This is a genomic window from Streptomyces sp. NPDC056231, assembly GCF_048270745.1.
In the GTDB taxonomy this organism is placed as follows: Bacteria; Actinomycetota; Actinomycetes; order Streptomycetales; family Streptomycetaceae; genus Streptomyces.
Genome location: NZ_JBLVKW010000059.1, coordinates 34,551 through 52,862, shown reverse-complemented (window position 1 = coordinate 52,862; position 18,312 = coordinate 34,551). Strand labels below are relative to the sequence as shown.

21 protein-coding genes are annotated in these 18,312 nt (G+C 72.1%); 5 read left to right on the top strand and 16 right to left on the bottom strand.

Annotated features, from left to right (window positions below; all coding sequences use genetic code 11):
* Positions 1 to 32: 32 nt before the first annotated feature.
* The 6 genes from ACNPQM_RS32265 to hsaA (ACNPQM_RS32240) form a co-directional block, all read right to left on the bottom strand.
* Positions 33 to 902 (bottom strand): MaoC/PaaZ C-terminal domain-containing protein, encoded by an 870-nt coding sequence (locus ACNPQM_RS32265; protein WP_418086733.1) that lies wholly within the window; start codon positions 900 to 902, stop codon positions 33 to 35.
* On the bottom strand, positions 902 to 1,390 hold the full coding sequence (locus ACNPQM_RS32260; protein WP_418086732.1) for a flavin reductase family protein: 489 nt from the start codon (positions 1,388 to 1,390) through the stop codon (positions 902 to 904). Before ACNPQM_RS32260 ends, ACNPQM_RS32265 begins: the two co-directional genes overlap by 1 nt.
* Positions 1,378 to 2,271: a VOC family protein gene (locus ACNPQM_RS32255; RefSeq protein WP_418086731.1), complete on the bottom strand. Its 894-nt coding sequence runs from the start codon at positions 2,269 to 2,271 to the stop codon at positions 1,378 to 1,380. The genes ACNPQM_RS32260 and ACNPQM_RS32255 overlap by 13 nt, the downstream gene beginning before the upstream one ends.
* A gap of 51 nt (positions 2,272 to 2,322) precedes the next feature.
* A complete protein-coding gene (hsaD, locus tag ACNPQM_RS32250; RefSeq protein WP_418086730.1) occupies positions 2,323 to 3,216 on the bottom strand; it encodes a 4,5:9,10-diseco-3-hydroxy-5,9,17-trioxoandrosta-1(10),2-diene-4-oate hydrolase in 894 nt (297 codons plus the stop codon).
* A 12-nt stretch (positions 3,217 to 3,228) separates the two neighbouring features.
* The gene (gene hsaA / locus ACNPQM_RS32245) at positions 3,229 to 4,395 is read right to left on the bottom strand and encodes a 3-hydroxy-9,10-secoandrosta-1,3,5(10)-triene-9,17-dione monooxygenase oxygenase subunit (RefSeq protein ID WP_418086729.1); all 1,167 of its coding nucleotides are present in this window, start codon (positions 4,393 to 4,395) and stop codon (positions 3,229 to 3,231) included.
* A 116-nt stretch (positions 4,396 to 4,511) separates the two neighbouring features.
* Positions 4,512 to 5,681: a 3-hydroxy-9,10-secoandrosta-1,3,5(10)-triene-9,17-dione monooxygenase oxygenase subunit gene (gene hsaA / locus ACNPQM_RS32240; RefSeq protein WP_418086728.1), complete on the bottom strand. Its 1,170-nt coding sequence runs from the start codon at positions 5,679 to 5,681 to the stop codon at positions 4,512 to 4,514.
* 182 nt (positions 5,682 to 5,863) lie between these two features.
* Here hsaA (ACNPQM_RS32240) and ACNPQM_RS32235 point away from each other — a divergent pair, with 182 nt between their 5' ends.
* Positions 5,864 to 6,745, top strand: coding sequence for an IclR family transcriptional regulator (locus tag ACNPQM_RS32235; protein ID WP_358860456.1), 882 nt, complete (start codon positions 5,864 to 5,866; stop codon positions 6,743 to 6,745).
* Between the two features lie 60 nt (positions 6,746 to 6,805).
* Here ACNPQM_RS32235 and ACNPQM_RS32230 read toward each other — a convergent pair whose 3' ends face one another.
* From ACNPQM_RS32230 to ACNPQM_RS32185, 10 genes are all read right to left on the bottom strand, one after another.
* A complete protein-coding gene (locus tag ACNPQM_RS32230) occupies positions 6,806 to 7,000 on the bottom strand; it encodes a hypothetical protein (protein ID WP_418086727.1) in 195 nt (64 codons plus the stop codon).
* Positions 7,001 to 7,008: 8 nt separating this feature from the next.
* A complete protein-coding gene (locus tag ACNPQM_RS32225) occupies positions 7,009 to 7,245 on the bottom strand; it encodes an SDR family NAD(P)-dependent oxidoreductase (protein ID WP_418086726.1) in 237 nt (78 codons plus the stop codon).
* A 10-nt stretch (positions 7,246 to 7,255) separates the two neighbouring features.
* Positions 7,256 to 8,302, bottom strand: coding sequence for a 2Fe-2S iron-sulfur cluster-binding protein (locus ACNPQM_RS32220; RefSeq protein ID WP_418086725.1), 1,047 nt, complete (start codon positions 8,300 to 8,302; stop codon positions 7,256 to 7,258).
* Positions 8,295 to 8,642 (bottom strand): hypothetical protein, encoded by a 348-nt coding sequence (locus tag ACNPQM_RS32215; RefSeq protein WP_418086724.1) that lies wholly within the window; start codon positions 8,640 to 8,642, stop codon positions 8,295 to 8,297. The genes ACNPQM_RS32220 and ACNPQM_RS32215 overlap by 8 nt, the downstream gene beginning before the upstream one ends.
* A 1-nt stretch (position 8,643) precedes the next feature.
* Positions 8,644 to 9,798, bottom strand: a complete 1,155-nt coding sequence (locus ACNPQM_RS32210; RefSeq protein WP_418086723.1) for a Rieske 2Fe-2S domain-containing protein — start codon at positions 9,796 to 9,798, stop codon at positions 8,644 to 8,646.
* Positions 9,799 to 9,823: 25 nt separating this feature from the next.
* The gene (gene dmpG / locus ACNPQM_RS32205; RefSeq protein ID WP_418086722.1) at positions 9,824 to 10,846 is read right to left on the bottom strand and encodes a 4-hydroxy-2-oxovalerate aldolase; all 1,023 of its coding nucleotides are present in this window, start codon (positions 10,844 to 10,846) and stop codon (positions 9,824 to 9,826) included.
* A 12-nt stretch (positions 10,847 to 10,858) separates the two neighbouring features.
* Positions 10,859 to 11,770, bottom strand: a complete 912-nt coding sequence (locus ACNPQM_RS32200; RefSeq protein WP_418086721.1) for an acetaldehyde dehydrogenase (acetylating) — start codon at positions 11,768 to 11,770, stop codon at positions 10,859 to 10,861.
* 7 nt (positions 11,771 to 11,777) lie between these two features.
* The gene (locus ACNPQM_RS32195; RefSeq protein ID WP_418086720.1) at positions 11,778 to 12,560 is read right to left on the bottom strand and encodes a 2-keto-4-pentenoate hydratase; all 783 of its coding nucleotides are present in this window, start codon (positions 12,558 to 12,560) and stop codon (positions 11,778 to 11,780) included.
* 304 nt (positions 12,561 to 12,864) lie between these two features.
* Positions 12,865 to 13,776, bottom strand: a complete 912-nt coding sequence (locus ACNPQM_RS32190; RefSeq protein ID WP_358860447.1) for an SDR family oxidoreductase — start codon at positions 13,774 to 13,776, stop codon at positions 12,865 to 12,867.
* Positions 13,777 to 13,810: 34 nt separating this feature from the next.
* Positions 13,811 to 14,587, bottom strand: a complete 777-nt coding sequence (locus ACNPQM_RS32185; RefSeq protein WP_358860446.1) for an SDR family oxidoreductase — start codon at positions 14,585 to 14,587, stop codon at positions 13,811 to 13,813.
* 78 nt (positions 14,588 to 14,665) lie between these two features.
* Between ACNPQM_RS32185 and ACNPQM_RS32180 the strand changes: the two genes are divergently transcribed.
* Genes ACNPQM_RS32180 through ACNPQM_RS32165 form a run of 4 tightly spaced genes read left to right on the top strand, consistent with a single transcriptional unit; the run spans position 14,666 to position 18,151 of the window.
* The gene (locus tag ACNPQM_RS32180; RefSeq protein ID WP_418086719.1) at positions 14,666 to 15,457 is read left to right on the top strand and encodes an enoyl-CoA hydratase family protein; all 792 of its coding nucleotides are present in this window, start codon (positions 14,666 to 14,668) and stop codon (positions 15,455 to 15,457) included.
* A gap of 14 nt (positions 15,458 to 15,471) precedes the next feature.
* Positions 15,472 to 16,320, top strand: a complete 849-nt coding sequence (locus ACNPQM_RS32175; RefSeq protein WP_418086734.1) for a CoA transferase subunit A — start codon at positions 15,472 to 15,474, stop codon at positions 16,318 to 16,320.
* Entirely contained in the window at positions 16,317 to 17,090 is a 774-nt protein-coding gene (locus ACNPQM_RS32170; protein WP_418086718.1) for a CoA-transferase subunit beta, read from the top strand. Before ACNPQM_RS32175 ends, ACNPQM_RS32170 begins: the two co-directional genes overlap by 4 nt.
* Positions 17,087 to 18,151 carry an NAD(P)H-dependent flavin oxidoreductase gene (locus ACNPQM_RS32165; protein ID WP_418086717.1) on the top strand — a complete coding sequence of 355 codons (1,065 nt, stop codon included), beginning with the start codon at positions 17,087 to 17,089 and terminating at the stop codon, positions 18,149 to 18,151. Before ACNPQM_RS32170 ends, ACNPQM_RS32165 begins: the two co-directional genes overlap by 4 nt.
* The last annotated feature ends 161 nt before the right edge of the window (positions 18,152 to 18,312 follow it).

Below are 18,312 nucleotides of genomic sequence, written 5' to 3'. Positions count from 1 at the left end.
GGGGCGGGCCGTCCTCCGCCCCGGCCGCCGGGTCATCGCGCGGTGATCCGCGCGTCGGTGAGGACCGGCGCGTCCTCGCGGTCCGCGGCCGTGGCCGTCAGCCGGTAGCCGTCGGAGGCCTCCCAGACGCGCAGCCGCAGGGTCTCGCCGGGGAAGAAGACCCCGGCGAAGCGGGTACGGCAGCCGGCGATCGCGCTTGCGTCGCCTCCGAGCAGCCGGTCGGTGACCGCCTTGACCGCCATTCCGAAGGAGCAGAGCCCGTGCAGGATGGGGCGGTCGTGGCCCGCGCGGCGGGCGGTGACGGGGTCGGCGTGCAGCGGGTTCCAGTCCCCGGTGAGCCGGTAGAGCAGGGCCTGCTGACGGAGCGTCGGGATCTCGGTCACCAGATCGGGCTCCCGGTCGGGCGCGGGGAGGCGCTCGGAGGGGCCGCGGTCGCCGCCGAAGCCGCCCTCCCCGTGGACGAAGATCTGGTTGCGCTGGGTGATCAGCGATTCGCCTTCCTCGCCGAGGAGGGTGGACTCCTGGACGATGACGGCGGCCTTGCCCTTGTCGTACACGGCCGTGGACCGGGTGACCGCGGTCGCGCGGGCGGCGGCGGGCAGCGGGCGGTGCACCGTGATCTCCTGGCCGCCGTGCAGCACCTTCGCCAGGTCGATGTCGACGCCCGGCAGGTCGAAGACCTGGAAGCCGACACCGCCACTACCGCCCGCGACCACCCCGAAGGTGGGCAGGACCTGGAGGCCCCGCTCGTGCCCCTCGTAGACGTACCGCAGTTCGCGCGGGTCGGTCTCGGGGACGCCCGCGCCGAGCGCCAGGTGGTAGAGCCGTACATCGCGCTCGTCCCACCTGACCTCGGTGCGTACCGGCGGCGCGGAGACCGCCTTCTCGACGTCGAGGGGCATCAGAACGCGCCCACGGCGTAACGGCTGCGGAAGAACAGCAGCGGCCGGCCGTCCTCCCCCGCGTCGAGCGCCACCACCTGCGCGGTGACCAGATGGTGGTCCCCGGTCTCGTACACGGCGTGCAGCTCGCACTCCACATGGGCCAGGGCTCCGTCGATGCGCACGGTGCCCTGTTCGCCGACGCTCCAGGGCACCCCGGCGAACTTGTCGGGGCCGCTGCGGCCCAGCGCGGCGCAGGTGGCCTGCTGATCCTCGGCGAGGATGTTGACGCAGAAGCGGCCCGACCGCTCAATCCTCGGCCAGCTGGTGGAGTTCTTGCCCACGGCCAGCATGACCAGCGGAGGGTCGAGGGAGAGCGAGGCGAAGGACTGGCAGGCGAACCCGACGGGCTCCAGGGCGTCGGTGTCGAGCGTCGCCACCACCGTGATGCCGCTGGCGAAGCGGCCGAGCACGTCCCGGAACTCGGAGGGGGCGATCAGCCGTTCCACCGGTGGCCCCAGAAGCTGTCGGCGGTGATCTCCTTCGCGACCCAGCTGGCGGGGTCGACGACGAGGCCGTCCCAGCCGTACTCGACCTGGAAGCCGCCGGGGGCCTGGGCGTAGAAGGACACCATGCGGTCGTTGGTGTGGCGGCCGAGGCTGGACGCGATGGGGATGCCGGCAGCCTGCATGCGGTCGAGGCCGCGGCCCACGTCGTCGAGGGTCTCCAGCTCCACCATGAAGTGCACGATGCCGGGGGGCAGGGCGCCGGGGTAGAGGCCGAGGCTGTGATGGCGGCGGTTGGGGCTCAGGAAGTGCATCCAGTGGAAGTCCCGCTGCTCGGTGGCGGTCGGGACGGCCTGCGGTGGCAGCTTCATCGAGTCGCGCAGCTGGAAGCCGAGCAGGTTCTCGTAGAAGTCGAGCGCGGCCTCGATGTCCGGCACCGGGAGCACGACGTGGCCGAGGCCCAGGTCTCCGGTGACGAAGCGGTTGCCGTACGGGGTGCCGAGCGCGGTGTGGTCCTGGGCCTGGCCCCAGTAGATCTCCAGCGGGTTGCCGCACGGATCCGTGACGTGGATCAGGCCCTGGACGCGGCGCTCGGCGAGTTCGGCGGGGTCGGCTGCCTTGACGGCGATGCCGGCCGCCTCCAGCTCCTCGGCGGCGCGGGCGAGTGAGGCGGCGTTCGCCACCTCCCAGCCGGCCGCGAGGAGCCGGTCGCTCTCGCCGGCCTGGATGACGATGCGGTACGCGCGGTCGTCCAGGCGGAGGCAGAGGGTGTCCTCGGTGGTGCCGGTTGCCTCCACCATGCCGAGGACGTCGAGCGCGTAGCGGCGCCACTCGTCCAGCGTGGTGGTCTCCAGGCGCAGGTAGCCGAGAGCACGGATGTCCATGGTGTGCACCTCTTGTGTCGTGACGAAGGGTGAGAAACCGCCGGGGCGGGTTCAGTGGGAGAAGAAGTCGACCGCGAGGCGGTTGAACTCGTCGGCCTGCTCGGTCTGGGCCCAGTGGCCGCAGTGCGGGAAGACGTGCAGACGCGCGTCGGGGATGGTCTTGAGGGCGACCAGCGCACCGTCGAGGGGGTTGACGCGGTCCTCGCGGCCCCAGGTCAGCAGCACCGGCTGGGTGATCCGGTGGGCCTCGCGCCAGAGCATCACGTCCTCGGCCCAGGCGGGGTTGGCGAACGAGGCGCCCATCCGGGCGCTGCCGAGCCGGGTGTCGGGGTCGGTGGCCGAGGCCCAGCGTTCCTCGACGAGTTCGTCGGTGACGATCGACTGGTCGTAGGCCATGACACCGAGGAAGGCGCGCAGTTGCTCCTTGGTGGGCTCGGGTGAGGCGTTGAACTCGAAGAGCCGCTTGATGCCCTCGGTCGGGTCGGGGGCGAAGAGGTTGACGGAGACCCCGCCGGGACCCATCAGAAGGAGCTTGCCGACCTTGCCCGGGTGGTTGAGGGCCATCCGGACAGCGGTGCCGCCCCCGAGGGAGTTGCCGATGAAGTGCGCCCGGTCGATGCCCAGTTCGTCCATGAGGGCCGCGACGGCGTCCGCGCTGAAGCTGAAGTAGTCCTTGTCGAGTTCCGGCTTGTCCGAGCGGCCGAAGCAGGGCTGGTCGACGAGGAGCGTACGGAAGTGCTCGGCGAGGACGGGGAGGTTGCGGCCGAAGTTGCTCCAGCCGGAGGCTCCGGGGCCGCCGCCGTGGAGCATGATCACGACGGGGCCCGCGGCGCCAGCCGCTGATGTCTCCGTGGCCGGCCCGGCGGGTGCGGCCTCGTGGTAGTGGAGGGTGAGCGCGGCCGCCTTGGCGGTGCGGGAGGTCGACTCGTACGTGAGCTCTGCCATCGTCTCCGCCTCTCAGGCCATGGTGTCTTGGATGTCGATGCCGAGCGCGCTCTGCCCGTACATGACCAGGGCCCGCTCGGGGTCGTTGGCGGCGTGGCCGCGCCCGGTGTGGGCGTCGCGCCAGGCGCGCTGGACGAGGCCGGGACCGGTGCGCATGGCGCTGCCGCCGGAGCTCTCCATCAGCAGGTCGACGGCCGCGACCGAGCGTTCGGTGGCGAGCACCTGGTCGCGGCGGGTGCGGGTGCGCAGCTCCATCGGGATCTCCTCGCCGCGCTCGGCGAGGGCGTACATCTCGCCCATGTTGCGGGTCAGTTGCAGCCAGCTCGCGTCGATGTCGCTGGCGGCGCGGGCGATGCGGACCTGCGCGAAGGGGTCCTCGGCGACCTTCTGCCCGTACGAGACGCGGAACCGCTGCCGGGTGGCCTCGGCGTAGGACTCGAAGGCGCCCTCGGCGATGCCGACGATCGGGGTGGAGATGGTGGTGGTGAACACCCCGGCGTACGGCAGCCGGTACAGCGGCTCGGGGTTGACCTCGTGGCCGGGCACGTTCAGGGCGGTGACCGGGCCGAAGCTCAGGGCGCGGTGCTCGGGGACGAAGACGTCCTCGACGACGACGTCGTTGCTGCCGGTGCCGCGCAGGCCGACGGTGTCCCAGACGTCGTCGACGCGGTAGTCGGACTTGGGGATCAGGAAGGTGCGCATGTCGACCGGGTTGCCCTCGCCGTCGGTGACGAGACAGCCGAGGAGCGCCCACCGGGCGTGGTCGCAGCCGGAGGAGAAGTGCCACCGGCCGGAGAGCCGGAAGCCGCCGACGGCGGCGGTGGCCTTGCCGGTGGGGGCGTACGAGGAGGCGATACGGGTCTTGGGGTCCTGGCCCCACACCTCCTGCTGGGCGCGGGGGTCGAAGAGGGCGACGTGCCAGGGGTGGACGCCGACCACGGAGGCGACCCAGCCGGTCGATCCGCACGCCTTGGCGATCTCCTTGACCGCCGAGTAGAAGACCACCGGGTCGGCCGCATGGCCGCCGAAGGCCTTGGGCTGGAGCAGCTGGAAGAAGCCGGTGTCCTCCAGTTCCTTGACGGAGGTGTCGGGCACCCGGCGCAGCGTCTCGGCCTCGGCCGCGCGGTCGCGCAGGGCGGGGGCGAGGTCACGGATCGCTGCCAGGACGTCATCGGCCATGGGGCATCCCCTTTCGGGTCGTGGTGGGGGAATGCCAGGACCGTACGGCGTGCCATGCGGCAGCGAAATGCGCTGCTCCCACTGAGCGGGAACCCCCGCCCGGGAAGGGCCCCGGGTCAGAGCATGGGGTCGTGGACGTCCATGCCGAGGGCGTCCTGGGCGTAGAGGAGCAGCGCCCGCTCCACGTCGTTGGCGGCCTGGCCGCGGCCGGTGTGCAGGTCGCGCCAGGCCCGCTGGAGGACGTCGTCGCCCACGTGGAGCGGCCCGCGGCCGGCGTTCTCCATGAGCAGGTCCACGGCGGTGATGGCGCGTTCGGTGGCGAGCGCCTGGTCCCGGCGGGTGCGGGCGCGCAGCTCCATCGGGATCTGGGCGCCGCCGCGTGCGAGCGTGTACAGGTCGGCCATGTTGCGGGCGAGCTGGAGCCGGGCGGCGTCGATCTCGCCGGCGGCGCGGGCGATGCGTACCTGGGAGAAGGGGTCCTCGGCGGCCCGCCGGCCGTCCGAGGCCTTCAGGCGCCCGCGGGCCGCGCCGACCTGGTCCTCGTGGGCGCCTTCGGCGATGCCGACCATCGAGGTGGAGATGGCGGTGGTGAAGACGGCCGCGTACGGCAGCCGGTACAGCGGTTCGGGGTGGACGTCGTGCCCGGGGCAGCGCAGCACGGTCACCGGGCCGTAGCCGAGCGTCCGGTGGGCGGGGACGAAGGCGTCCTCGACGACGATGTCGTTGCTGCCGCTGCCGCGCAGGCCGACCGTGTCCCACACGTCGTCGACGCGGTAGTCGGCGCGCGGCACCAGGAAGGTCAGCATGTCGACCGGGCGGCCCTCGCGGTCGTTGACGACGCCGCCGAGGAGCGCCCAGCGGGCGTGGTCGCTGCCGGCGGAGAAGTGCCACCGGCCGGAGAGCCGGTATCCGCCGTCGACGGAGGCGACCTCCCCGGTGGGGGCGTGGGAGGAGCAGATCTGGGTGGATCCGTCCGCGCCCCAGACCTCATCCTGGGCGCGTGGGTCGAACTGGGCCACGTACCAGGGGTGGACGCCGAGGACCGACGCCGCCCAGCCGGTCGAGCCGCACGCCTTGGCGATCTCGTGCACGGCGGCGTAGAAGACAGCCGGGTCGGTGGCGAGTCCGCCGTACGCCCGGGGCCGGAGCAGTCGGAAGAAGCCGGCGTCCTCCAGCTCCTCGACGGACGCGTCGGGCACCCGGCGCAGCGCCTCCGCCTCGGCCGCGCGCTCGCGCAGGGCGGGGGCGAGGGCGCGGACCGCCGTGAGAACGTCGTCGTCGCGCATGGGGTCCCTCTCGGATTTCCGGTCTCGTCGTGCCGTGACGACAGGGAACCTACGCGTTACTGTTCCGAGACGGAACTCCCTCTTCCCAGTGCCCGTCATCCTCTGGCAATCTCCACGCAATACCGGAGATTGCGGACCCAGCCAGGGGTCGATTGGCTGTGCTGTCCGTGTGGGAGGTGCCGATGACGACCAGTGCTGTCGAGGCTGTCGAGGCCGGGATGACGCCGCTGTCCCTGCTGGAGAAGGCGGCGAAGGTGCTGAGCGCCTTCGAGAGCGCGGGGCCCCGGCTCACACTCACCGAGGTCGTGCAGCGCTCGGGAATCCGCCGGTCCTCCGCGCACCGCATTCTCGATCAGCTGGTTCAGCTGCGCTGGCTGGAGCGCGAGGGCCGCGACTACCGGCTGGGCATGGGCATGCTGGAGCTCGGCGCCATGGCCTCGCACCACAACCGGCTCCGCCGAGCGGCGCTGCCCCATCTGCACGCGCTGCACGAGTCCACCGGCCATCTGGTGCACCTCACCGTGCTGGACGGCTCCGAGGTGGTCTATCTGGAGCGAATCGGTGGCTCGGACGACTCCGTCGTGCCCTCACGCATGGGCGGGCGGCAGCCGGCGTACTGCACGGCCTCGGGCAAGGCGATCCTCGCCTTCGGCGACAGCGCGCCGGTGGACCAGGTGATACGGGACGGGCTGCGGCCGCGTACCCCGCGCACGATCACCCGCCCCGAGTCCCTCCGCCGTGAGCTGGCGATGACGCGCGAGCGCGGCGTGGCCTTCGACCACGAGGAGGGATACCGGGGGGTGTTCTGCGTGGCCGCACCGCTGCGCGGCGCGGGCCGGGCCATCGCCGCGATCTCGGTGAGCGGCCACGGCGTCCACCGGGAGATGGAACGGCTCGCCCCGGCCGTGCGCGGCTGCGCGCGGTCGGTGTGGCAGTCGATGTTCGGGCCGGGCCGTCAATCGGAGAAGCGGACTCAACCGGCCGGTGCAGGGCCGGCCGCGGGGATCGCGCAGCCCTCGATGGACAACATGATGGCCTGGCTGCGCTTCAGCGACTGGATGTGACGCCTCCGTCCCCGGCAGACCCGTGAGGGTGCCGGTGACGGAGGTACGTCCTTCGGGTGGTCACCAGGTGCGGTCGCCGCGCAGGACCGCGTCGGCGCCGCCGTCGGCGAAGACGACCTGTCCGGTCACGAGGACGTTCTCGGGCGAGGCCAGCCACGCGATCAGCGGGGCATGCTGCTCGGGACGGGCGTGGCCGTGCAGCGGCATCGGCACGCTCCGCTCGACGAGCCCCCGCATCTCCGGGTCGTCGAGCAACGGCCGGGTCAGGGGTCGAAGTGGGCGATGCCCGCGCGGGAGACGACAGCGTCGAGACGTCCGCCGGTCAGCTCGCCGGCCCGGGTTACGAGTGCGGCCCGGCCTTCGGCCGTGGACAGGTCGGCGCGGATGTCGCCGTCGGCGAGGTCGGCAGCGATCACGGTGTGGCCCTGCGCCCGCAGCCGGGCCACGGTGGCCTTGCCGATGCCGGAGGCCGCTCCGGTGACCAGGCAGGTTCGGGACATGGCGGTCTTCTCAGGAGTAGGTGATCTCGACCCGGTCGGTGAGGGGCAGGGCCTGGCAGGCAAGGACGTACCCCTCGGCGATGTCCTGGTCGTCCAGCGCGTCGTTGCGGAGCATCTTGACCTCGCCCGCCACGACACGGCAGGTGCAGGCGCTGCAGGCGCCCTCCCGGCAGGAGTACGGGGCGTCCACGCCCGCGGCCAGGAGCACGTCGAGCAGCGGTGCCGTCGACGGCCAGGCGACCGTGTGGGTCTCGCCGTCGAGCTCGACCTCGGCCGTGCCGCCGCCCCCGCCCGACGTGTCTTGCGGCACCGTTGGAGCGTCGAAGACGTCTGCGCCGAGGGAGAAGAACCGTTCCCGGTGGATGCGGTCGCCGGGCGCGCCGAGCGCCCGCAGGGTCTGCTCGACGGCGTCCATGAGCGGCTGCGGGCCGCAGACGAAGGCCTCGCGGTCGGCGTACGGCGCGAGCGCGGCGGCCAGCCGGTCCACGGAGGGCAGGCCCTGGAGCGACTCCAGCCAGTGGACTACCAGCAGCCGATGCGGGTGGTCCTGGGTCAGCGCCCGCAGTTCGTCGCGGAAGACGACCGAGGACTCGTCGCGGTTGGCGTACAGCAGCACCACCCGGCCCCGGCCCTCGGCCAGGGCCGATTTGGCGATCGACAGGACCGGGGTGATGCCACTCCCTCCGGCAACCAGCAGCAGGTCGCCGTCGAGGGAGTCCGGGGTGAAGGTGCCGGCCGGGGGCAGCACCTCAAGGTCGTCCCCCGCCGCGAGCCGGTCGCAGACCCAGTTGGAGCCGTACCCGCCGGCGACCCGCTTGACGGTGATCTTCAGGGGCTCGCCGGTGTGGGGCGAGCTGGCGAGGGAGTAGCAGCGGGCGGCCGGCCTCCCGTCCGCTCCGGGCAGCTTCAGGGTGAGGAACTGCCCGGGGCGGTACGTGAAGCGGTCCGCGCTCTCCGGTGGTGCCTGGAGCACCAGGGAGTGCGCGTCGGCCGTCTCGGCGATGACCTCGACGACACGCAGCCGGTGGGTGCGGGCCCCGGTCGTGGGCTCAGACATCGACGGCCTCCGGGGTTCCGGTGCTGGGGCGGCCGCTGCTCCGGGATCCGGTGCTCTGGTAGCCGGTGCTGTGGGTACCGGACCCCCAGGAGCCGGACTCCAAGGCGCCGGACTCCAAGGTGCTGACCGTCAACGTCCCGTTCTCGACCGCGCGGTCGATGCTCGCCCGCAGGGCCCGGCAGGTCTGCATCCGGGCGGTGGTCCCGCCCGGGCTCACCCGGTCGCGGAACTCCGCGCAGGCGACGGCCGCGTCGGCCGTCCACTGCACGGAGGTGTGGGCGACGCTGAACTTCTCGCACAGGACCTGGTTGCCGCAGGCCACGCACTCCACGGCTCGCATGTCAGGCTCCGGTTTCCGTCTCCGCAGCGCGGCGCGCGAGGTTCTCCTCGACCTCGGCGCGCCATGCCGTGTTGGCGCGCTGGGTGTCGATCTCGAACTCGAAGCGGCGGGTCATCTCGTCCTTGACGTCGGCGACGTCGACGTAGAACTGCTCGTACCACCGGCGCAGTTGGTAGACGGGACCGTCCTCCTCGGTGAGCAGGGGGTTGTCGATCCGGGTCTTGTTCTGCCAGATCTCCACGTCCTGCTCGAAGCCGACGGTGGCTCCCTCGGCGGTGAGTCGTGCGGCCTCGGCGGCCTGCTCGTCCGTCATCCCGGGCAGCCGCCGCACGATCGCCCCGTACTGGAGCAGGAAGCTGTCGGCGTCGATCGGGTAGTGACAGTTGATCAGGACGATCTCCATCTCCGCGCCGCCGCCGACGTCGCTGTAGAGGTGGTCGATCATGTAGGAGGGGCCGAAGTAGGAGGCGTCGGAGCGCAGGCGGCCGGAGCTGAGGGTGCCCAGTTCCATGTCCCCGCGGGGGCTGCTCTCCATGTACTGCGTGGCGACGTGGCCGTCGAAGACGTTCTTGAAGTACTCGGGGAAGGCGTAATGGACGTAGTAGAAGTGCGCCATGTCCACGACGTTGTCGACGATCTCGCGGCAGTTGGCGCCCTCGACGCGGAGGGTCTTCCAGGTCCAGTCGCTCCACTGGTCGGCGTCCGGGCCGTGGATGCCCGCTATCTCGGGGACCGTCACCTCGGGGGACGGCGGGTTGCCCTCGGGGTCGTTCCAGACGAAGAGCTGCTTGTTCCGCTCCAGGGCGATCCAGGCGCGGGTCCTGGCGCGGGGCGGGACCCGGCGGGCGTACGGGATGCCGGCGCAGCGGCCGTCGCCCGACCAGCGCCAGTCGTGGAAGGGGCAGGCGACGGCGTCGCCCTTGACGCTGCCCTGGGAGAGGTTGCCGCCCATGTGCGGACAGTAGGCGTTCAGGACGTGCAGCTGCCCGTCGTCCTGTCCCTGGAAGACCACCAGCTTGGTGCCGAAGGCCTCGATCTCGTGCGGCTTTCCGTCCTTGAAGCCGTCGGCGAGGCCGAGGCAGTGCCAGCCGCGGGCGAAGCGCGTGGGCGGCCTGCCCGTCTCGATGACCCTGACCTCGTCGTTGAGAGCAGTCATCTCGTCCCTCCTGGTTTCTGTGGGTTCAGTTCTGTGCGGCGAGTTCGACGGCGATGTCGATGAGTTGGTCCTCCTGGCCGCCGACCAGCCGGCGTTCGCCCGCGCGCAGGAGGATCTCGGCGCCGGAGACGCCGTAGCGCTCGGCCTGGCGGTAGGCGTGCTTGAGGAAGCTGGAGTAGACGCCGGCGTGGCCCATGAGCAGGGCGAGCCGGTCGAGCCGGCACTCCTCGTCCATGACCGGTCGGACGACGTCCTCGGCCGCGTCGATGATCTTCAGGACGTCGATGCCGGTACGGATGCCCATCTTGGCGCAGACGGCGACGAGGGCCTCGACGGCGGTGTTGCCCGCGCCGGCGCCGAGCCGGCGGGTGGAGCCGTCGATCTGGAGGGCTCCGGCCTTGATGGCGGCGATGGAGTTGCCGGTGCCGAGGGCCAGGTTCTCGTGCCCGTGGAAGCCGACCTGGGCGTCGTCGCCGAGCTCGGCCACCAGGGCCTCGACCCTCGCGGTGACGTCGTCCATGACCATGGCGCCGGCCGAGTCGACCACGTACACGCACTGGCAGCCGGCGTCGGCCATGATGCGGCCCTGCCGGACCAACTTCTCGGGCGTCGTGGAGTGGGCCATCATCAGGAAGCCGACGGTCTCCAGGCCCATCTCGCGGGCGAGTCCGAAGTGCTGGTCCGCGATGTCGGCCTCGGTGCAGTGGGTGGCGATGCGGCAGATGCTCGCGCCGTTGCCATGGGCGGCCCGGATGTCGTCCTTGACGCCGAGTCCGGGAAGCATCAGGAAGGCGATCCTCGCCCGCCGCGCGGTGTCCACGGCGGCCTTGATCAGTTCCTGCTCGGGGGTCTTGGAGAACCCGTAGTTGAACGAGGATCCGCCGAGGCCATCGCCATGCGTCACCTCGATCACCGGGACGCCGGCGTCGTCGAGGGCGGCGACGACGGACCGTACGTCGTCGGCGGTAAACTGGTGGCGCTTGGCATGCGAGCCGTCGCGCAGCGAGGAGTCCGTGATCCGGATGTCGAGGGTGTCCGAGTAGGGCATGCGAAGTGCTCCTTACGCGCCCGGGGCGAGGATCGCCTTGGCGAACTCCTCGCCGACCTTGGTGGCGGCGGCGGTCATGATGTCGAGGTTTCCGGCGTAGGGCGGCAGGTAGTCGCCCGCGCCCTCCACTTCCAGGAAGATCGCGACGCGCGCCATCCCCCCGTTCTCGGTGCTCGGGTCGTCGAACTGCGGTTCGGCGCGCAGCCGGTAGCCGGGGACGTACGCGGCGACCTGGTCCGCGATCTCCTTGACGGAGACGGCGATGGCGGACCGGTCGGCGTCCTGGGGGATGGCGCAGAAGACGGTGTCGCGCATGATGACGGGCGGCTCGGCCGGGTTGAGGATGATGATGGCCTTGCCGTGCGCGGCACCGCCGATGGTCTCGATGCCGCGCGAGGTGGTGCGGGTGAACTCGTCGATGTTCGCCCGGGTTCCGGGGCCGGCCGAGACGGAGGCCACGGAGGCCACGATCTCCGCATACGAGACGGGGACGACGCGCGAGACCGCGTACACCATGGGAATGGTGGCCTGTCCGCCGCAGGTGATCATGTTGACGTTGGGCTGGTCGAGGTGCTCGTGGAGATTCGCGGGCGGGACGACGGCGGGGCCGACGGCGGCCGGCGTCAGGTCGACCGCCTTGATGCCGAGTTCGGCGTAGCGGGAGGCGTTGGCCCGGTGGACGTAGGCACTGGTGGCCTCGAAGACGATGTCGGGCTTCTCGTCCTGGGCGAGCAGCCAGTCGACGCCTTCGTGGCTGGCCTCCAGGCCGGCGCGGGCGGCGCGGGCGAGGCCCTCGCTGTCGGGGTCGACACCGATCATCCAGCGGGGTTCGACGTGCTCGGAGCGCAGCAGCTTGTACAGCAGGTCGGTGCCGATGTTGCCGGATCCAACGATGGCGGCGGTCGCCTTGGTCTTGATGGTCATGATCACCTCAGATGAACGAGAGGGAGACCGAGCCCAGCCCGGTGAACTCGGCGGTGAAGGTCGCCCCGGCCGCCACGTCGACGGCCCGGGTGCACGAGCCGGGCAGCACCACGTGCCCCTTCTTCAGGGGCACGCCGAAGCGGGCGACGGTACGGGCCAGCCAGGCGACGGAGACCGTCGGGTCGCCGAGCACGGCGTCGCTGCGGCCCTCGGCGAGGAGTTCGCCGCTGCTGGTCAGCCGGGCGTCGATCCCCTTGAGGTCGAGCTCACGGGGGTCCCTGCCCTCGCCGATGACGTATCCGGCGGAGGAGGCGTTGTCCGCGATGGTGTCGGCGATGGTGATCCGCCAGTCGCGGATCCTGCTGTCGATCAGCTCCACGGCGGGCACGACGCGTTCGGTGGCGGCGAGGACGTCCGCCGGGGTGCAGGTCTCGCCCGGCAGGTCGTCGCCGAGGACGAAGCCGACCTCGACCTCGACGCGCGGGTGGCAGTACCGGGCGGCGGTGACGGGAACCTCGGGCCGCAGCTCCATGTCGTGGAGCAGATGGCCGTAGTCCGGTTCGTCGACGCCCATCATCCGCTGCATGACCGGGGAGGACAGGCCGACCTTGTGACCGCGCACCTCCGCCCCCGCCGCGAGGCGGTGCCGGATGTTGACGAGCTGGATCTCGTACGCGTCTTCGGTACCGATGCCGGGGAACGCCTCGGTCAGCGGGGCGATCGGCGTGACACGGTGTTCGGCGGAGCGGAGCAGCTCGGCCGCCTCGTGTCTCTGGCGGTCCGTGAGCATGGCGGGTTCCTCCTGCGGGCGGTTGGGGCTGTCCGGCGAGGCTAGGCCGGTGCCGCCGACGCCGGGGAGCGCCCGTTCCCGGTGAGCGGGAAAGGGGGGCGGGGCACCTGCGCCGGGCTGCCGGAGGGAGCGGGTCCGGACGTGCGGCGTGCCCGGCAGGACCAGTCAGACCGGACCTGCCGCGGGTCCGGCGCCACAAGCAGGTCCGGACGTGTGCCGGCCCCGGCACGACGAGGCGGACCGGACATGCCGTGGGCCCGGCACGACGTTGCGTGCCGGGCCCAGGGGAGGGACGGTCGGGTAATCAGCGGCTTCCGTACACCGGCTGCGGCGGCTCGGACTCCGCGAGGAGCTTCAGGGCCGTCTCGCCGGCCTCCGCCGGGGTCCAGCGGGCGCCCTTGTCGGCCGTCGGGCCGGGGCGCCAGCCCTCCATGACGGTGATCCGGCCGGCCTCGGCCTCGAAGACGCGGCCGGTGACCCCGGCCGAGGCGGCGGAGCCGAGCCAGACGACGAGCGGGGAGACGTTCTCCGGGGCCATGGCGTCGAAGGCGGCTCCCTCAGGGGCGGCCATCGTCTCGGCGAAGGTCTGCTCGGTCATCCGGGTGCGGGCAGCGGGGGCGATCGCGTTGACCTGGACGCCGTAATGGGCGGACTCGGCGGCGGCGACGAGCGTGAGGCCGACGATCCCGGCCTTGGCGGCCGCGTAGTTGCCTTGACCGACGCTGCCGCGCAGACCCGCGCCGGAGCTGGTGTTGACCACCCGCGCGACGGGATCGCGTCCGGCCTTGGCCTCCGCCCGCCAGTGCGCGGTGGCGTGCTTGAGCGGCAGGAAATGGCCCTTGAGGTGGACGCGCATGACGGCGTCCCAGTCATCCTCGTCGAGGTTGACGAGCATGCGGTCGCGCAGGAAGCCGGCGTTGTTGACGAGGGTGTCGAGGCGGCCGAACGTGTCCAGGGCGGTGGCGACGAGCGAGGCCGCGCCGTCGGCGGTGGCGATGTCGCCGCCGTGGGCGACCGCTTCGCCACCCGACGCCGTGATCTCGTCGACGACCTCCTGGGCGGGCCCGGCGCCGCCGCCGGTGCCGTCGAGGCCGACGCCGAGGTCGTTGACGACGACCTTGGCGCCCTCGGCGGCGAAGGCGAGCGCGTGCGCACGGCCGAGCCCGCGGCCGGCCCCGGTGACGATGACGACGCGTCCGTTGCACAGTCCTGTCATGGCGAGTGCCTTTCGATGAGTGGTGAAGGGGGCTTCAGTGGTTGACGGTTGCCGCGTCCAGGAAGGCCGGGCGTTCCCCGCCCCCGTGGACGAGCAGGCTGGCGCCGGTGATGTACGCGGCCCGGTCGGAGGCGAGGAAGACGCAGGCGTCGCCGATGTCGGCGGGCTCGGCGAGCCGGCCGAGCGGCACGGTGCGGCCGACGGAGGCGATGCCGTCCTCGTCCCCGTAGTGCAGGTGGGACAGTTCGGTGCGCACCATGCCGGGGACGAGTGTGTTGACCCGCACCAGCGGTGCCCATTCGACCGCCATGGACCGGGCGAGGTTGTCCAGGCCCGCCTTGGCGGCTCCGTAGGCCGCGCTGCCCGGTGAGGGGCGGGTGCCGCTGACGCTGCCGATCATGATGATGGACCCTCCCCCGCGCTGCCGGCGCATGACCTCGTACGCGGCGAGGGAGGCGGTCAGGGGAGCGACCAGGTTCAGCTCGACGACCCGGGCCTGTTGCTCGGCTCCCCCGTCGCCGAGCATCCGGAACGGTGTTCCCCCGGCGTTGTTGACCAGGACGTCCAGCCTTCCGTGCTCGCCGCGCACCCAGTCGAAGAAATCCGCGACGGCGGCCGGGTCGCGCAGGTCGACGGGGAGGAAGCGGGCCGTGCGCCCTGCCGCCTCGACGGGCTTGTCGGGGGCCCGTCGCGCGCAGGTCACGACCTCCGCGCCGGCTTCGAGCAGGGCTCTGGCGATCCCGGCGCCGACGCCCCGTGTGCCGCCGGTGACGACGGCGACGGATCCCGACAGATCGACGGTAACTGCCAATGGACACCTCCCGCAGCGGGCGAACCGCTGCTATCTTCTGCCTAACAAACGTTTGGTGGAAAGGTAGCTGATCTGCCCATGGGTGTCTCCACCTCCGCCCCGGACAAGGGCATCGCCGTCGTCACCGTCGACTTCCCCCCGGTCAACGCCCTCCCCGTACAGGGCTGGTACGACCTCGCCGCCGCGGTCCGCGCCGCCGGAGCCGATCCCGAGGTGCGCTGCGTCGTGCTCACGGCGGACGGCCGCGGCTTCAACGCCGGCGTCGACATCAAGGAGATCCAGCGCACGGCCGGGCACGGCGCCCTCCTGGGCGCCAACCGCGGCTGTTACGAGGCCTTCGCCGCCATCTACGACTGCGAGGTGCCGGTGGTCGCCGCCGTGCACGGTTTCTGCCTCGGCGGCGGCATCGGCCTGGTCGGCAACGCCGACGCGATCGTCGCCTCCGAGGACGCGACCTTCGGCCTTCCCGAGCTGGACCGGGGCGCGCTCGGCGCGGCCACCCACCTGGCCCGGCTCGTCCCGCAGCAGCTGATGCGGGCCCTCTACTACACCTCGCGCACGGTCACCGCCGAGGAGCTGCACCGGCACGGCTCGGTCTGGCGGGTCGTCCCGCGCGATCGGCTGCTCGACGCGGCGCTCGAACTCGCGCGGGAGATCGCCGCCAAGGACGGACAGCTGATCCGGCTCGCCAAAGCCGCGATCAACGGCATCGACCCGGTGGACGTCCACCGCAGCTACCGCTTCGAGCAGGGCTTCACCTTCGAGGCCAACCTCAGCGGCGTCGCCGACCGGGTCCGCGACACGTTCGGCAAGGCAGACACAGTCGGCAAGGACGACGCCATCGACACGGACAAGGAGCAGCAGTCGTGAGCAGGGACAAGACGATGACCGCCGAGGAGGTCGTGAGCCGGCTCCGGAGCGGAATGACGATCGGCATCGGCGGCTGGGGCTCCCGGCGCAAGCCGATGGCGCTGGTACGGGCGCTGCTGCGGTCCGACCTCACCGACCTGACCCTGGTCTCGTACGGCGGCCCGGACGTCGGCCTCCTCGCCGCGGCCGGGAAGATCCGCAAGCTGGTCGCGGCCTTCGCCACGCTCGACTCCATACCGCTGGAACCGCACTTCGGCGCGGCCCGGCAGCGCGGTGACTTCGAACTGGTGGAGCTGGACGAGGCCATGGTCATGTGGGGCCTGACCGCCGCCGTGCACCGGCTGCCGTTCATGCCCATCCGGGCCGGGCTCGCCTCGGACGTGATGACCGTCAACCCGTCGCTGCGGACCGTCACGTCCCCGTACGGCGACCGCGAGGAGCTCGTCGCCGTGCCCGCGCTGCGCCTGGACGCCGCGCTCGTCCACCTCAACCGCGCCGACGCGCACGGCAGCGGCCAGTACCTGGGACCCGACCCGTACTTCGACGACCTGTTCTGCGAGGCCGCGGACGCCGCATACGTCTCCTGCGAGCGGATCGTGGACACCTCGGAGCTCCTCAAGGACGCGGGACCGCAGTCGCTGCTGCTCAAGCGGGCGTTCGTCGACGGTGTCGTCGAGACCCCGAACGGCGCGCACTTCACCTCCTGCGCCCCCGACTACGACCGGGACGATGCCTTCCAGCGCGCCTACGTCAAGGCGGCCCGGGACCCGGAGGCCTGGCGGGAGTTCACCGCCCGGTTCCTGTCCGGCGACGAGGACGCCTACCAGGCCGCGGTCGCGGCATTCCACGAGGAGGAAGCATGAGCGGCACCAGCCCGAGCACGACGGCCACGCGGGCCGAGTACTGCGTCGTCGCCTGCGCCGAGGCGTGGCGCGACGCGGGCGAGGTCCTGGCCAGCCCGATGGGCACCGTGCCGATGATCGGCGCCCGCCTCGCGAAGCTCACCTTCTCCCCCGACCTGCTGCTGACCGACGGGGAGGCGCTGCTCATCGCAGACGTGCCGGCGGTCGGCGCCGCGCCCCGGGTGGTGGAGGGCTGGCTGCCGTACCGTCAGCACCTGGCCATGGTCACCACCGGGCGGCGGCACGTAATGATGGGCGCGAGCCAGCTCGACCGCTACGGCAACCAGAACATCAGCTGCATCGGCGACTGGGCGCAGCCGAAGCGCCAGCTCCTCGGCGTGCGCGGCGCACCGGTCAACACCCTGAACAACCCGACCAGTTACTGGGTCCCCAAGCACTCGACACGCGTCTTCGTCGAGCGAGTCGACATGGTCTCCGGCGTCGGCTACGACCGGGCCGCCGCGGCCGGCCCCTCCGCGACCCGCTACCACCGCCTCCCGGACGTCATCAGCGACCTGGGCGTCTTCGACTTCGAGACCCCGGACCGCACCATGCGGCTGCGTTCGCTGCACCCCGGCGTCACGGTCGAGGAGGTCGTGGCGGCCACCGGCTTCGCGCTGACGATCCCCGACGAGGTGCCGTACACTCGCGAGCCGACCGCTGAGGAACTGCGGGTGATCCGCGACGAGATCGACCCGAAGGAGCTGCGCGACCGGGAGGTCCCCTCATGAGCGACGTCACCATCGCGACGCCGCTCACCGAACTCGTCGGGGTGCGGCACCCCGTCGTGCAGACCGGCATGGGGTGGGTGGCCGGTCCCCGCCTGGTCTCGGCCACCGCCAACGCCGGGGCGCTCGGCATCCTGGCCTCGGCGACGATGACCGTCGACCAGCTCCGCTCCGCGGTGCGCGAGGTGAAGTCCCGTACGGACGCGCCGTTCGGCGTGAATCTGCGCGCGGACGCCGGGGACGCGGCCGAGCGCGTACGGATCATCATCGACGAGGGCGTGAAGGTCGCCTCCTTCGCGCTCGCTCCGTCCCGCGAGCTGATCGCGCGGCTCAACGACGCTGGGGTCGTCGTCATCCCCTCCATCGGGGCCAGGCGGCACGCCGAGAAGGTCGCGGCGTGGGGCGCCGACGCGGTGATCGTGCAGGGCGGGGAGGGCGGCGGCCACACCGGCAGCGTCGCCACCACCGTCCTGCTCCCCCAGGTCGTGGACGCCGTGAACATCCCGGTCGTCGCGGCCGGCGGCTTCCACGACGGGCGCGGCCTGGTCGCGGCCCTGGCCTACGGCGCCGCCGGGATCGCCATGGGCACGCGCTTCCTGCTCACCTCCGACAGCACCGTCCCCGACGCGGTGAAGGCCCGCTACCTCGCCGCGGCGGTCTCGGACGTCACCGTCACCACGAAGGTGGACGGCCTGCCGCACCGGATGCTGCGCACGGAGCTGGTCGACGCGCTGGAGCGCTCGGGCCGGGCCGACTCGCTGCTGCGGGCGGTCCGGCACGCCGCGGCCTTCCGGCGCGAGTCCGGCATGAGCTGGCCGCAGATGGTCCGGGACGGCCTGGCGATGAAGCACGGCAAGGACCTGACGTGGAGCCAGATCCTGCTGGCCGCCAACACCCCGATGCTGCTCAAGGCGTCCATGGTCGACGGCCGTACCGATCTGGGCGTGATGGCCTCCGGTCAGGTCGCGGGGCTGATCGACGACCTGCCGTCCTGCGCCGAGCTCCTCGACCGCCTCATGGCCGAGGCGCGGGCCGCACTCAGCGCCCTGCCCGCCACGGGCTGACCCACCCTCGGCCGGCCCCCACGGGCCGGCCACCTCAGGGCAGCCCGCCACAGGGCCGGCCAGCACAGGGCAGCCCGTCACGCACATGGTCCGCCGGGTACCTTCACCCCGGCGGACCATGTGGCTCCACCCGATCTCCACTGCACCTACCCCGAACGGAA